At 45.4% G+C, this 14,113-nt stretch carries 14 protein-coding genes; 10 read left to right on the forward strand and 4 right to left on the reverse strand.

From position 1 onward, the window contains the following. The first annotated feature begins 86 nt into the window (after positions 1-86). From radC to recQ, 5 genes are all read left to right on the forward strand, one after another. Positions 87-764 (forward strand): DNA repair protein RadC, encoded by a 678-nt coding sequence (gene radC, locus MKHDV_RS09240; RefSeq protein ID WP_160714554.1) that lies wholly within the window; start codon positions 87-89, stop codon positions 762-764. A gap of 22 nt (positions 765-786) precedes the next feature. Further along, positions 787-1,056, forward strand: a complete 270-nt coding sequence (locus MKHDV_RS09245) for an acylphosphatase (protein WP_160714556.1) — start codon at positions 787-789, stop codon at positions 1,054-1,056. A 70-nt stretch (positions 1,057-1,126) separates the two neighbouring features. After that, positions 1,127-3,532: an endopeptidase La gene (lon, locus tag MKHDV_RS09250; RefSeq protein ID WP_160714558.1), complete on the forward strand. Its 2,406-nt coding sequence runs from the start codon at positions 1,127-1,129 to the stop codon at positions 3,530-3,532. Positions 3,533-3,684: 152 nt separating this feature from the next. Further along, complete coding sequence (locus MKHDV_RS09255) at positions 3,685-4,170, forward strand: hypothetical protein (protein WP_160714560.1); 486 nt, start codon at positions 3,685-3,687, stop codon at positions 4,168-4,170. Between the two features lie 105 nt (positions 4,171-4,275). Continuing rightward, a complete protein-coding gene (recQ, locus tag MKHDV_RS09260) occupies positions 4,276-6,492 on the forward strand; it encodes a DNA helicase RecQ (protein WP_160714562.1) in 2,217 nt (738 codons plus the stop codon). A gap of 60 nt (positions 6,493-6,552) precedes the next feature. Here recQ and MKHDV_RS09265 read toward each other — a convergent pair whose 3' ends face one another. From MKHDV_RS09265 to MKHDV_RS09275, 3 genes are all read right to left on the reverse strand, one after another. After that, the gene (locus MKHDV_RS09265) at positions 6,553-6,777 is read right to left on the reverse strand and encodes a MoaD/ThiS family protein (RefSeq protein ID WP_160714564.1); all 225 of its coding nucleotides are present in this window, start codon (positions 6,775-6,777) and stop codon (positions 6,553-6,555) included. 111 nt (positions 6,778-6,888) lie between these two features. Next, on the reverse strand, positions 6,889-7,863 hold the full coding sequence (locus tag MKHDV_RS09270) for a GAF domain-containing protein (protein ID WP_160714566.1): 975 nt from the start codon (positions 7,861-7,863) through the stop codon (positions 6,889-6,891). Then, a complete protein-coding gene (locus MKHDV_RS09275) occupies positions 7,853-9,085 on the reverse strand; it encodes an HDOD domain-containing protein (protein WP_160714568.1) in 1,233 nt (410 codons plus the stop codon). The genes MKHDV_RS09270 and MKHDV_RS09275 overlap by 11 nt, the downstream gene beginning before the upstream one ends. A 186-nt stretch (positions 9,086-9,271) precedes the next feature. Between MKHDV_RS09275 and MKHDV_RS09280 the strand changes: the two genes are divergently transcribed. The 5 genes from MKHDV_RS09280 to MKHDV_RS09300 all read left to right on the forward strand — a co-directional run bounded on the left by MKHDV_RS09280 (position 9,272) and on the right by MKHDV_RS09300 (position 13,491). After that, positions 9,272-9,736: a CvpA family protein gene (locus tag MKHDV_RS09280; RefSeq protein ID WP_160714570.1), complete on the forward strand. Its 465-nt coding sequence runs from the start codon at positions 9,272-9,274 to the stop codon at positions 9,734-9,736. 100 nt (positions 9,737-9,836) lie between these two features. Continuing rightward, positions 9,837-10,634: a nucleoside triphosphate pyrophosphohydrolase gene (gene mazG, locus MKHDV_RS09285; protein ID WP_160714572.1), complete on the forward strand. Its 798-nt coding sequence runs from the start codon at positions 9,837-9,839 to the stop codon at positions 10,632-10,634. Between the two features lie 24 nt (positions 10,635-10,658). Then, positions 10,659-11,573, forward strand: a complete 915-nt coding sequence (locus tag MKHDV_RS09290; RefSeq protein WP_160714574.1) for a hypothetical protein — start codon at positions 10,659-10,661, stop codon at positions 11,571-11,573. A gap of 154 nt (positions 11,574-11,727) precedes the next feature. Then, positions 11,728-12,870, forward strand: a complete 1,143-nt coding sequence (locus MKHDV_RS09295) for an AI-2E family transporter (RefSeq protein WP_160714576.1) — start codon at positions 11,728-11,730, stop codon at positions 12,868-12,870. 30 nt (positions 12,871-12,900) lie between these two features. After that, a complete protein-coding gene (locus MKHDV_RS09300) occupies positions 12,901-13,491 on the forward strand; it encodes a hypothetical protein (RefSeq protein WP_160714578.1) in 591 nt (196 codons plus the stop codon). A gap of 12 nt (positions 13,492-13,503) precedes the next feature. On the opposite strand, the gene MKHDV_RS09305 is transcribed toward MKHDV_RS09300, so the two are convergent. Continuing rightward, positions 13,504-14,067 (reverse strand): hypothetical protein, encoded by a 564-nt coding sequence (locus MKHDV_RS09305; protein WP_160714580.1) that lies wholly within the window; start codon positions 14,065-14,067, stop codon positions 13,504-13,506. Positions 14,068-14,113 lie beyond the last annotated feature (46 nt).

The raw sequence follows: 14,113 nt of genomic DNA on the forward strand, positions 1-14,113 counted from the left end.
TTTTTTTCGTCTCGATGCCCTTTTTTTGTTGAAATATAATTAAAATTCACCTGTTACCGCTTGCCACAGCGAAATTCCTGTTTATTATGACAGAAAAAGCTCACTATCATGGACACAGAAAGCGTCTGCGCGAAAAATTAAACAAAGACGAGCAGGCGCTGGCGGATTACGAAATTCTTGAACTTGTACTTGGTACGGTAATTTTACGTTCTGATACAAAGCCACTTGCAAAAGAATTATTGAACCGCTTTGGCACCCTACGAGGCGTACTTGATGCGCAGGACGAAGACCTGCGTCAACTTAAAGGCTTCGGTGACTCTCTTGTAAGCCATTGGAAACTGTTGCGGGAACTTTTCTCCCGATACATGGAATCTGGTATTTCAGAAAAAAAACAGCTTTCCAGCCCTGCCGAAGTGGCAGAAATGGCGCGCATTAGATTAGGCCGAAAAGAAAAAGAAGAGTTCTGGGCTGCTTTTTTAGACAACCAGAACAGACTTATCTCGTGGGAACGAATTTCAACCGGGACAGTTAATACCACCATGATCTACCCAAGGGAGCTCATGGAGCAGGCATTGCAGCGCAAAGCCAGTTCATTGGTAATTGTCCACAACCATCCGGGCGGGAACCTAACACCTTCTTCTCCGGATATAGAAATAACACGGCATATTGTTCAGGCTGGACGCATATTAGGAATCAGACTGCTCGACCATCTCATTATTACTGCGGACACGTACTACAGCCTAAAAGACGAGGGACACATGTAAAACCTTCCAAAGGAGGCGTATCATGGCCAGACAGCGCTATATAGTAACGGGGAAAGTGCAAGGGGTAGGTTTCCGATATTGGACACACCACACAGCTTTTTCGTTAGGCCTGCATGGCTGGGTACGTAATCTTCCTGACGGGAGTATTGAGTTGGTTGCAGACGGTGACATTTCCACCCTGCAACAGTTTGAAGAAGAACTTTGGCAAGGGCCCATAAAGGGTCAGGTTGCCACGGTTACACCGTGTGATACAAATTTACGGGAACCACTCTCAGGGTTTTCCATGCATTAATTGGATTTTACTGCCAGGGCTATGGCAGAAGAAAATATAACACCGTTTCTGCCCAGCTTGGAGGGCACCGATGACCGAAGATATGATGAACAGCACACCGATCATAACTGAAGAAGAAGTTCTTTCCGGAGCGTTAGAGCACGACATGGATGGCACCTTACCGGAATTTCCAGCGGAACTTCCAGTACTGCCGGTTCGAGATATTGTCGTCTTCAACTATATGATACTTCCGCTCTTTGTCGGGCGTGAAAAATCTATTCAGGCTGTAGACGCTGCCCTTAACGGTAGCCGTTACATGATGATTACAACACAGAAGGACGAGGCCACAGAAGATCCTTCTCCTGAAGATCTGCACACTACAGGCACAGTTGTAATGATCATGCGTATGCTTAAAATGCCTGACGGGCGCCTTAAGGTTCTCGTGCAGGGTGTAAGCCGCGCAAAAATTGAACGTTTCACCAGCACAGATCCGTACCTTGTGGCTGAAGTAAACGGTCTGGAAGAAATCGAAATTGAAGAGATTTCCGTTGAAACAGAAGCAATGATGCGTGCTGTCCGTGAACAGAGTGAAGAAATTCTCTCTCTGCGCGGTGTGGCAACATCTGAAATTATGTCTGTTCTCAACACAGTACATGATCCGGGCCGTCTTGCAGATTTGATTGCAGCAAATCTGCGTTTGAAAGTACCGGACGCACAAGTAATTCTCGAATGCAACGATCCTATTGAACGCCTTGACCGCGTAAATCAGCAGCTCCAGAAAGAATCTGAAGTGGCTAATGTACAGGCACGCATTCAGTCCATGGCTCGTGAAGGTATGGATAAAGCACAGCGCGACTATTACCTGCGTGAACAGCTTAAAGCTATCCGCACCGAACTCGGTGAAGGTGAAAGCGCTGAAGAAGAAGCTGAAGAGCTTGCAGAAGCACTGAACAAAGCAGGTCTTCCTAAAGACGTTCGTAAAGAAGCAACTAAGCAGTTACGCCGTCTAACCGCTATGCATCCAGAATCTTCTGAAGCAAGTGTTGTGCGCAGCTACCTTGAGTGGCTTTCTGAACTGCCTTGGAAAAAAATGTCTCGTGATCGCCTTGATATCCTCAAAGCGCAGGAAATTCTCGACGAAGATCACTATGGACTGGAAAAAGTTAAAGACCGTATTCTTGAATACCTTTCCGTCCGTAAACTCAATCCAAAATCCAAAGGACCTATCCTTTGTTTCGCGGGCCCTCCGGGTGTTGGTAAAACGTCTCTCGGACGTTCCATTGCCCGTTCTCTTGGCCGCAAATTCCAGCGCATCTCCCTTGGCGGTATGCGTGACGAAGCAGAAATCCGAGGCCATCGCCGCACCTACGTTGGCGCTATGCCGGGTCGTATCATTCAGACTATGAAACTTATGGGTACACGTAACCCTGTTATCATGCTGGATGAAATTGACAAGCTCGGCTCCGACTTCAGAGGCGACCCTTCTTCTGCTTTGCTCGAAGTGCTTGATCCGGAACAGAACAACAATTTCTCAGATCACTACTTAAACGTACCTTTTGATCTGTCCAAAGTTATGTTCATCTGCACCGCAAACCAGTTGGATACAATCCCTGGCCCATTGCGTGACCGCATGGAAATTATCCAGATTCCTGGATACACCATGCAGGAAAAAACTCGTATTGCACGTCGTTACCTGCTGCCTCGTCAGGCAGAAGAAAACGGCTTGGGTAAAGATGAAGTTTCTATTCCAGACAACGTGCTGTCCAAAATTGTTCAGGAATACACACGCGAAGCCGGTCTGCGTAACCTTGAACGCGAAATTGGCTCTGTATGCCGCAAGCTTGCACGTCAAAAAGCAGAAGGCACCGCTGGTCCTTACAAAGTAACAGCAAAAACTCTTCAGAAACTTCTCGGTATCCCACGCTTCATTGATGAAGAAAAAGATGCTGTGATGATTCCGGGTGTTGCGCAAGGCCTTGCATGGACTCCATACGGCGGCGTAATTCTTAACATCGAAGTTACCCTTATGAAGGGTAAAGGCAAACTGACACTTACAGGTCAGCTTGGCGATGTTATGAAAGAATCTGCTCAGGCAGCTCTCAGCTACGCCCGTGCAAACGCAGCAGAACTGACTATTGATGCAGACTTCCTTGAGAAGCATGACATCCATATTCACGTTCCTGCCGGTGCGACACCTAAAGATGGTCCATCTGCCGGTGTAACACTTCTTATTGCACTTATCTCTGCGCTTACAGGCAAGCCTGTGAATCAGAACCTGTGTATGACTGGTGAGATTACATTACGCGGACGCGTTCTGCCTGTTGGCGGCATCAAAGAAAAAATTCTTGCCGGTGTTGCTCGCGGATTGGAACAAGTATGCATTCCTAAACAGAATGAAAAAGACCTTGAAGATGTTCCAGCTGATCTACTCAAAAAAATTGAAGTACACACAGCTTCACACATTCAGGATATCATCCCGTTAGCTTTCACTAAATAATGCAGTAACATTTGCATAAAGGTCAGTGCTACCTTGATATCTTGCTGGACTCTCTTTGCTACTTTTGTTAGCCAAAACGTCCACTGATCACATAATTAATAGAGGCGGTGAATAACAATTCACCGCCTCTATTTTATTAAAGGATATCCTTCATGCAAACTGACGATGCAACACTTTCCAATCTCCACCCCCTCTTCACCCGCCTTTCAGGTCAGGTTATCTGGCTGCTTATGGAAGAGCACGATGCATCCTCGGAAGATGTTAATGCCTTTATGGATAACGTCATGGCATGGAAAACAGCTCACCTGCATACCATGCGACGTGTACTTGAAGACAACAGTTTGTATGTCCAGATTACAGTGGATCATATCGGCGATATCCCGACAAATCAGGAAGCATGCATGACATGCGAAAATCTGAGCAATAAAATTATTCCTGCGTCACATCCTGACCTTATTTCCATGCTCCCGCCATACTCACTTGGGTGCCGATGCCGTGGAAAAATAATTACAGAAGCAGAGCTTCCAAAAAAGCCTGAGTTTCTGACTCCTGAAGATTGTCCAAAACATTCCTTTATGTGTGAAACGGGCTGGTTTCTTAACTACCCGTGGGCAGACTCACTCAGTAAAAAGAAGTAGTCTTCAATAGAGGTTGTACCCCGTTACAGAGGTACTACGATCATTCCTCAAAAGCTTTGCTAACCATACGTTCCTGCGCTATCTTCCCGCACACAAGAGGGAACAATGAACCAGACTCCATTAGATATTCTTCGGACTACATACGGCTTTCGAGATTTTAGAGGCAAGCAGGAAGAAATCATCAATCATATGATTGATGGTGGCGATGCGCTTGTCATTATGCCTACAGGCAGCGGCAAGTCACTTTGCTATCAGTTACCTTCCATCGTTCGTAACGGTACAGGCATTATCGTTTCACCACTGATTGCTCTTATGCAGGATCAGGTGAACGAGTTAGTGCAAATGGGTGTACGGGCGGCTTTTCTAAACTCGACCCAAAGTCCGCAAGAACAGAGCATGGTGGAGCAGCAGCTACGCAACGGCGAGCTGGACATGGTATACGTTGCTCCTGAACGTCTTGTTACTCCTGTATTCCTCGCAATGCTGGATGTAATCAAACCGGCACTGTTTACCATTGATGAAGCCCACTGTGTTTCCCAATGGGGTCACGACTTCAGACCGGAGTACACACGCCTTTCTATTCTACGTGAACGCTTCCCGCAGGTACCGCTTATCGCTCTCACGGCGACGGCTGATGACCCTACCCGTAAAGACATTGCAGAACAGCTGCATCTTCAGAAAGCTCCTGCCTTTGCAACAGGGTTTGACCGTCCTAACATTACCTATTCTATTCAGAACCGTGAGCGCGGACTTGATCAACTTTTCGGCTTTATCCGCACCAACTACAAAGATGAGTCCGGCATTGTATATTGCCAATCCCGTAAAAAAGTTGAAGATATCGCTTCCAAGCTCGTTGATGCCGGATTTAATGCTCTGCCATACCACGCGGGCATGAGTGCTATCCAGCGTAACCACAACCAGTCTAAATTCATGATGGAAGAAAACGTCATCATGGTTGCAACCATTGCTTTCGGCATGGGGGTCAACAAACCGAACGTACGTTTCGTAGTACATCTTGGACTACCTAAAAGTCTCGAAGCATACCATCAGGAGACTGGACGTGCAGGTCGTGACGGTCTTCCGGCAGACGCGCTGCTTCTATACAACCTGCAAGATATTGTACTTGCACGTCGTATGATCTCACGCTCTGCGCCCAATCGCGCCATCATTGAGCAACACAAATTTAGTTCCCTACTCGGATTCGTTGAAACCACCGAATGCCGCCGCAACGTTATCCTTTCCTACTTCGGGGAACACCGCGAAGAAAAATGCGGAAACTGTGACACCTGTCTGTATCCGGTTGAAACGTGGGACGGCACAATCGTGGCACAAAAAGCACTGTCCTGCGTCTACAGAACCGGTCAACGGTTTGGTGCAACACACCTCACAGATATCTTAATCGGTAACCTCACCAAACGTGTTACCGAGCACGAGCACAACCACATTAAGACATTCGCCTGTGGTAAAGAGCTTGGGAAAGAAACATGGAAAGGTGTGTTCAGGCAGCTTGTCGCTTCCCAGATGCTTGAATCTGATCCGGAAAACGGCAGCCTGAGACTTAATGAAGCAAGCTGGCAAATTTTACGTAGTGAGAAAACAATTTCGCTACGCCGCGAATCTCTTTCCGCCACAGCTGTAAAGCACGTGGACAAAAAAGAGACAGACGCGGCTATGCAGGATGCCCTGCGTCTCCCTGATGCAAACCAACTCTTGGACTTGCTCAAAATGGAACGTACACGGGTCTCTCGTGAACAAAACATCCCACCGTACTCTGTGCTGCCGGATAAGACTCTTATTGAGCTTGTAGCGTACCGTCCTACGCAAAAAGACGACCTCTGCAATATCCACGGTATCGGTCAAACAAAGCTTGCCATGTATGGTGACCTTATGTTGACCGTACTTATCAACTTTGAAGCAGAATACGGTAGACCGGAGGCGCTTCCACCACTGCCGCAGCGAGCTGCTGCAAAGCAGAAAAAGAAAGACGCCGGAAAAACAATTACCGACACCGTGCAAAAATCGATTGATCTGTTCAAACAGTTTGGAGATGTCCACCAAGTTGCTGCCGAGCGTAGTCTTGTTGAAGGAACTGTCTACGGACACATTGCACGAGCAGTTGAGTTGGGCGAAATTGAATTAGCAGCGGTCACAGCGCAACTTGCAGCCGAAGAAATTGAATCTATCCGGTCAGAGGTTGCTGCGGCTATCGGTACCGGAACTGGCATTAAAGGGGCGCATACCGCCTTACAGGGAAAATATGACTATGGTCTGCTTCGTTGTATCGCCGTTGATCTAAAAAACGCCGGTTCTGAAGAATGGTAAATAAAAACGCCCTCAACTACATACGTAATTGAGGGCATTTTTTTGTCATAAACAAAGCTGTTAACCGCCACCAACGGCAGGGAAAAGACCAAGTCGATCTCCTTCCTTCAACACGCTTTCAAGTGATTCGTGCTTTCCGTTAATGAACATAATCTTCACATCTTCTACTGTAATACCGAGAGTATCTATAACCTGCTGGATGGTTGCACCATCATCAACAGCCAGAGCATTTCCTTCCGGTGTAAAATCAGAAAGTGTGGCGAAGCATTTAATTTCTATCTGCATACTGTGTCCCTTTATTTGCACATCAAGTGTAAACAATAAGAAAAAAGAAAGCGGAATACAAGATAGAGGTTCCCATCAAAGCTACAGACATAATGCCTATCCCTTCAGGTACTACATTCCCTCTACCAGTTCTGACCCCGTATGCATTTCGTCTGCTGGTGCCAATACTCCTCGCAACACAATACTGCCGTTCCGTTGTAACGGGGTAATGTGAAGACTTACAACCTTCTGCCCCTCAACAGTCTCAAGTACTGTCTGGGTACGCATGGTGCTTTGAGGTTTGGCGAGTGTTTCTGTTTGATATTCTAAAGCAGGCACACCAAAAGCGAAGCAACTGATGAGTAGCGACGCTATGCGATCCCGCTCTTCGGGAATTAGAAAATCTATGAAATGACTTTTTTCCGGCGTAGCAACACTGCCCAGTAACTTTCCAGCAATTTTGTTTGCAAAAAGAATGCGTCCGCATTCGTCTATGTCAAGTACCCCTGCCGGAAGAGAGTCTGAGAAAGCAACGACATCTTCGCCACCGCTTCTAAAACATTTGTAAAGCTCAAAGACCTCAACAGCATAGGCACAGTTTTTACATACTATAGAAAGTAATGCCATTTCTATAGCTGTAAGGTTTTTTGCCCCTTCAGGAAAAATCCCAACAAACATTCCCCGCACACGGGAAGATGTTTCCAGAACATGAAGCAGTACTCTGCGCTCTAAATCCGCAGCATGTACTACAACCGGACGTCCCTCTTTAAGGGCGAAAGAAAACATGCCGCTATCAATAAATGAATTGGTAGCAGCCTCAATTTTTTCTTTCCAGTACTGCTGGTCTGAATAGGCCAAATAAAAGTCAGAAGTGCCCTCATCAACCAGATACACAGCAGAGACAGTAAAAGGTGTAATAGTTGCCGCACGCGATGCCACCTCATGCAACAACAGTGTGGGTTCATGCAGCGAACTGATACTCACCTGAAAATCACCAAGTGATGCAGCTAACTCCAGCGCATCCAGAGTAAATCGCGCCTGATCTTCCAGTCGCGCGACTCGATCTTCAAGATACTCGACACCGGAAGGTGCTGTTTTATTCTCCATATGCCAACCGTATAATTTCTTTAGACTTCAGATAAATAATATTCACAAGTTCAGAAAGAGTTGCTTCCGTAATATTCAACATTTTCCACGCATCTAAATCTACAGACGGTAGAGGAACATCGTAAACGGGATCAAATGTAAGTGCCTTTGCAATCACCTCTGCGACATGCATTACAGCGTATTCTTTAGTATTCACTTCACTGAATGAAATATGGTGCTCACGCACACTTTTTTCCATAGAAGCAGGAAAACCAAGCCGTTTTAGAATATTGCCACCAAGTTCTGCATGGTTCATCCCCATATACAGTTCTTCTACTGCACACAATTCTGCTCCACTGCACAGCACTTGATCACGTACTTTATCATATGTAGATGCAAAGCCACGGCTGTAGAATATACAACCTATGTCTCGTAGCAATCCATTAGAGAAAAAACATTCTCTTCCATATACGCCTACAGCAGCAACAATATAGCGTGCGGCAATACCTGTTGTAATGCTGCATCTACCATGATGCATTATCACTTTTGAGTTATAAGACTCTTGCACATGATGTATGTATACTAGCATAATTGCCAAATACAATACAGTCCTGTTTCCCAAAAAAGCAGTACAACTATAAATTGATTTAACTTCGCAGTTTGATACATGAATCAAAGCATCACATATCTTAAGCAATTTACACTTTACTTTGTTGTCTTTCTCTATTGCAGATACTACAGCCTCAGATGTTACATAGACATCATTTAGCATATTCGTAAATGTGAAAAAGTCTTTAGGAAAGTCGTCATATCCTGAAAAAAAATCGTCTAGGCTAACATGCGATACAAGGTCATTACTGCTAACGGTCTGTATTTCGGTCGAATAAGGTGGATACAGATATGCAAAAAAACCGTCACAATTTTTTCCGCAACTATTTGCCAGTCTAATTGAGTCTTTTAGCAAACAAGAAACCGGAAATACTTCAGTGTCGATATCACCATACAAGGTTTGTATTCCGCCTGCTGATCTGTCAGCAAGAACGGTACATTCTTCATTGGAAAGCATATCCGCAAAATCTTCATCAGAAAGCTCTTCTAGTGGAAGCTCTCTTACACCCCAAATTTTGAGCACACGTAAGGTCTGCTCGGTAATAACATGTCCAGATGAAAACAGCCTTCTCCCATTGGCAATATGCACATCACCAGAGAGAGTCTGCCCTACTTCGAGGCTAGAAATCGTCATGGTCTTTTATTATCCCCTAATAACAACACGCAAATAACAAAGTAGTACAAAACTATTTAGATAATAAGTACCTATAGTTACCGCCAAACGCAATTGCAATTGTGTAAATAGCTGTCTTTTCCAACGTTTTTTTTTGTGCTACGACATATGGAGATTCAAAACCGATTTACTTTTTGTAGGCACTGCATGAACTATCTTGATCTCATATTTATCGTAATTACTGGATTTTTCTGTGTTCGCGGATTTTTTCGCGGTCTAATTCTGGAAGCAACATCCATTGGCGGCGTTGTTGGTGGCTTTATTCTAGCCAACAATTATTACGAACAGCTTACGATCCATCTTGAATCTTTTATTGACCATCAATGGGTCGGCGTTGCAGCATATGCTCTCATCTTTGTTGGTGTGCTACTTGTTGTCGCCATTGTTGCGGGCATACTCCGTAAAATCATCGGTGCTGCCGGTGCTGCGTGGCTTGATTACTCTTTCGGTGGTGTACTCGGTGGTGCTAAGGGTTTGCTGCTTTGCTGCATTATTCTTGCGTTCACCTTACATTTCTTCCCTAATGCACAGGTCGTACAGACCTCTATTATCGTACCCCATCTAAGCTTAGTAACAGATATGCTACGGCAGTTTATTCCCGCTACGTTATAAACACAACTTTACGATTAACTGCCCTTGCCTAGACAAGGGCTTTTTTGTGTGTATCTACTATTAAACCATCCCGTAACCAAAGAAAACGATGAGCAAAACAATGAATAAAAGTACTACTGAATCCCTGCTTGCCCTGCGGAACGTTATTGACGAGCTCCTCGGTGAAAACGGATGCCCTTGGGACAAAGAACAGACTCCACAAACTTTATGCGACTACCTGCTGGAAGAAACCTACGAACTGGTAGATGCCATTCGCAGCGGTAAGAATGTAGATGTACGCGAAGAAATGGGCGATGTCATGTTCCTCGTACTCTTCATCAGCAATATGTACGAAAAAGAAGGCTTCACCCTTGCAGATTCCATGCAGGAAAACGCATCCAAAATGATTCGCCGTCACCCGCACGTGTTCGGTGAAATGGACGTACAGAACGTTGAAGAGATTTGGGCTAACTGGGAAAAGATTAAACGTGCAGAAAAGAAAGGAAGCGACGAAGACAAGCCAAAGGGCACCTTTGACAGCCTTCCTAAAGGACTTCCTTCCCTGCTCAAAGCCTACCGTTTGAACTCCAAAGCTGCTCGCGTCGGGTTTACTTGGAATGAGTACACCGACGTAGAAAAACAGTATGAGTCCGAATGGAAAGAATTTGCTGCGGCTATTGAGTCCGGCGACACCGAAGCTATTGAAGCAGAATTCGGCGATGTGCTCTTTACGCTGGTAGAGCTTGGCAGACGTAAAGGCATTAAAGCAAACACCGCTCTTGATAGAACCAACTTAAAATTCCTTGATCGATTCGAAAAAATGGAAGCTCTCGCCCATGAACGCGACTTAGTTTTTTCAGACCTCTCTTTTGAAGAAAAAGATGCGCTCTGGGATGATGTAAAAAAGCAGAACGATTAATTTCCGGGAACTAGATTGCATTCCATGCAAACCACTATCGAAACGATCTACTCCATACTCAGTCACTGGCTGATGAATGGGCAGAAATTCACAGCAGACGTCAAGGAATATGCTGAAGTAGTCCTTGGCGTCTGCACTCTTTCTGAGCTTGAACCACTTGTCGCTGAGTGCGACAATCCAGACGTTGAGCCTTTTTTCGAATACATAATTTTTCCGGATAAAAAACTGCTTCATGCACTGGAGCCTGTTCTTACAACGCCACTTTCCAGTGAAGATGTAGCCCAACTTGTTTCTCGCCTTATAACAGGCACGCCTTGTATGGTTCTTCACGAAGCAGAGCATTCATGCACATTCCCTATACCGGAATGGATGTGGAATGACTTCATTACACGCCTACACCTTAAAGATACAACTGTTTCGTTTCTTATGGAGTCTATGCCTGACAGTGCTGAGTCGGTATCTATAGCGACACGTAGCTATCTACGCACTGCAAACATACCGGATTCACCGTTCCTGTATTCTGCGCTCTTACAATTTTTCATGGCAACCATGCCGCATGACCCACTGTTCCACTCTATGCTCGCCACATGGGTTAGCATTCTGACTTCACTTTCCCCAAGTCTGGACCAAACGAACACATCACTTCTGGAACACCTTGAAAAGCGCAGGCGTCGTCTCTACAAAGCCATTTTCGATGCAAACGAGTTCACAATAAAACTCCAACGCTTCAATATGGAAACGCTCATGATGTCCGGTGACCTTCCGCCTGCCATTCATGTCGATGATGCACGTATGCAGATTCGCATTATTGACCGCATAGCAATCGCCCTTTTTCAAAAAAATGTGGGAGCCATTGAAGAGTTGGAAGACAGAACATGGGGAGACTACAACGAGTATCGTCTGCAACTCATGCCACTTCCCACTCTGAACGAAAACTAATCAGATAATAAGTTACCTGTAACAAAGTATAACTCAGCATTTTTCATTGGCGGTTACTCTATATTACGGCTACTATATCCCACAACTTGACTTGAAAAACGCACAGGTATCCTGTCTTTGCGTATGAACCTATATATGGATAAAACCCCTGATTATGACTGAAGAAACAAAAAAAAATATTTCGCCCTGTAAGCCCGATCACATAGGGCCTATCCTTAAATTTCCTCGTAACAACCTGTTCCGTTACTTCACCATTCTCTTACTCGTGTTCTCCTTGTATCTGGTATACCTCATTGCTGCGCCTTTTCTACACACAATAATTTTGTCTATTGTCGTCGCAGCCTGCTGTTATCCTATCTACAAGCGCATTCTGAACTTAGTGAATGGCCGTGAAATATGGGCATCCACCATTGCTATGCTTCTTCTTATTCTTTGCATAGCGATACCAATGAGCTTCTTCATTGCCAGCCTTATTCCTCAGGCTGTTGACAGTGTACACGCAGTCACAATATGGCTCCAGCAATCACAGTCAGACTCATTCCTTTCTGACATTCAACACAACCCGGCGCTACAGTGGTTCCACGAACAACTGCCATTCTTTGATATAAACGAAACTGCAATAAAATCGTATCTTGCAACCATTTCCAAGACAGTCGGCCAGTATCTTGTATCCTTCGGCACATCAGCTCTGGGTGATACTTTGAACTTTGTTGCAAAATTCCTTCTTATGCTGTTGATCGTCTTTTTCTTACTCAAAGACGGAAGCAGAATGATTGCAGGACTCAAATATTTATGGCCTATGCGTGAGTCTCAGGAAGATGCATTGATTAATACATTACGCTCCACTTCCCGCTCCGTGCTGGTTGGTGGTCTACTCGTAGCAATCATTCAGGGCATTGTTGGCGGCATCGGGCTTGCCTTTGTCGGTATTACCCCACTGTTCTGGGGAACCGTGATGAGTTTTTGCTCACTGATCCCTATTGCCGGTACTGGTATTGTCTGGATTCCGGCAAGCCTCTACTTGCTTGTCACTTCCGGCTGGCAGCCAGCATTATTTATGGTGCTTTGGGGCGCAATTCCCGTTGCAGCAATCGACAGCTTTTTACGTCCATACTTCATGCGTGAAAGCGCCGGTGTATCCGTATTTTTCATCTTCCTGTCTATCCTTGGCGGATTGAAAGCTTTCGGCATGCTCGGCATTCTGTACGGCCCGCTTATCCTGAGTTTTGTAATGGTTATGCTTAAAATTTACGGTGAAGAATATCACCACGTATTATCCGAAAATTCCCGCCATTAACATCGGGCGAGGCTGCGCAAAGGTGCAACAATGACGCAACTGAATCTTACAATTGAAAATACACCTCTGGCGCACGCCACTTGGCGATATCTTACGCAGTCACCTTCAGAGGTGACTGCTGATATTGGCGATAGCATGATGAACTTTTTGACACAGCGCCTTGAGTTTGATGCGGAGTACATTGACGCACAGGTTAAAACCATTTTTATTAATGGCAAACCTGTGGATGATCTGGACACAGCTAGTGTTCCTGCTGATGCCCGTATTGCGCTTGGTGCTGTGGCACCGGGCGTTGCAGGAATGACAATGGTCCGCAACAGCCCTATTTCCGGAATGCGCAGCGGCATTACCTATCAGAACACGGAACCAGTTCAAAAAATAACTGAAGGCACAGTAACGCTCTTACTTTTCAATGCTATTATGGAAGATAAGGGATTACAGATACTGAAAAAAGGCATCACCATTTCTGCTGGAAAGCTGGAACGTGCTGTTGAGGAAGTGCCTGAATCAATTTCCACAGCGTATCTGGATGATACATCCATATCTGCTGCGCAATTGCTTGAGTGGATACGAAAAAACCCGCAGTTACATGTGCAACTACGGGTTAATTCAAATTCATAATACTTCGTACTGTTACTTAGAGTCGGATTCGAAACCAGGAATGGTAAGACTACCGCTTCCCTGATCTTGCCCGTTCCCTTTAGGGCAGTCCGGCTGCAGGTAACAAATGTCACATGCACCCTTGAATGGGTAAAAAGTAAGTACTGCGTAACGGCGTGAAAGTGCGGAAGCGTTGTCGTTGTATGGACAACCGATATCTTCCATAGCGTCCACAAGGCCGTCAGTCGGTCTTGGTGCCGGAGCACAACCTGCATTTTCAACGTCTGGAAGAATGGAGTGGATGCTACCCATCACAAACGCCTGCGCAAGGTTGGTAATCATAAACGCATCAGATGGTGATTCATCCCATGCGCCGTCAGTATCTTTTTCCACTTCCTCATCAAGCCAGATGGCGAGGTACTGGATTTTTCCTACTTTAATTTTCTTTACGGTAAGGTGGTTAAGCCACTTTTCCCATAAAGCAGACATCTTATCCATCAGCTCACCGTCTACACGAGTCTCCTGACTCAACTTCAACAATAATTCAATATCAAAATACGGTTTTGCTTCAAGATTTTCGCTTGTATATTCAGCCATGATCCTCTCCCGAGATGGTTGATTTCGTAAGCCGTGACTGTGCTGT

This window comes from Halodesulfovibrio sp. MK-HDV, from assembly GCF_009914765.1.
Lineage (GTDB): Bacteria > Desulfobacterota > Desulfovibrionia > Desulfovibrionales > Desulfovibrionaceae > Halodesulfovibrio.

Coding starts and splice junctions, on each gene's coding strand:
- MKHDV_RS09280 (WP_160714570.1), top strand. CDS start 9,272: ATGAACTATCTTGATCTCATATTTATCGTAATTACTGGATTTTTCTGT.
- MKHDV_RS09295 (WP_160714576.1), top strand. CDS start 11,728: ATGACTGAAGAAACAAAAAAAAATATTTCGCCCTGTAAGCCCGATCAC.
- MKHDV_RS09275 (WP_160714568.1), bottom strand. CDS start 9,085: ATGACGATTTCTAGCCTCGAAGTAGGGCAGACTCTCTCTGGTGATGTG.
- radC (WP_160714554.1), top strand. CDS start 87: ATGACAGAAAAAGCTCACTATCATGGACACAGAAAGCGTCTGCGCGAA.
- MKHDV_RS09245 (WP_160714556.1), top strand. CDS start 787: ATGGCCAGACAGCGCTATATAGTAACGGGGAAAGTGCAAGGGGTAGGT.
- recQ (WP_160714562.1), top strand. CDS start 4,276: ATGAACCAGACTCCATTAGATATTCTTCGGACTACATACGGCTTTCGA.
- MKHDV_RS09290 (WP_160714574.1), top strand. CDS start 10,659: ATGCAAACCACTATCGAAACGATCTACTCCATACTCAGTCACTGGCTG.
- MKHDV_RS09300 (WP_160714578.1), top strand. CDS start 12,901: ATGACGCAACTGAATCTTACAATTGAAAATACACCTCTGGCGCACGCC.
- lon (WP_160714558.1), top strand. CDS start 1,127: ATGACCGAAGATATGATGAACAGCACACCGATCATAACTGAAGAAGAA.
- MKHDV_RS09255 (WP_160714560.1), top strand. CDS start 3,685: ATGCAAACTGACGATGCAACACTTTCCAATCTCCACCCCCTCTTCACC.
- MKHDV_RS09305 (WP_160714580.1), bottom strand. CDS start 14,067: ATGGCTGAATATACAAGCGAAAATCTTGAAGCAAAACCGTATTTTGAT.
- MKHDV_RS09270 (WP_160714566.1), bottom strand. CDS start 7,863: ATGGAGAATAAAACAGCACCTTCCGGTGTCGAGTATCTTGAAGATCGA.
- MKHDV_RS09265 (WP_160714564.1), bottom strand. CDS start 6,777: ATGCAGATAGAAATTAAATGCTTCGCCACACTTTCTGATTTTACACCG.
- mazG (WP_160714572.1), top strand. CDS start 9,837: ATGAATAAAAGTACTACTGAATCCCTGCTTGCCCTGCGGAACGTTATT.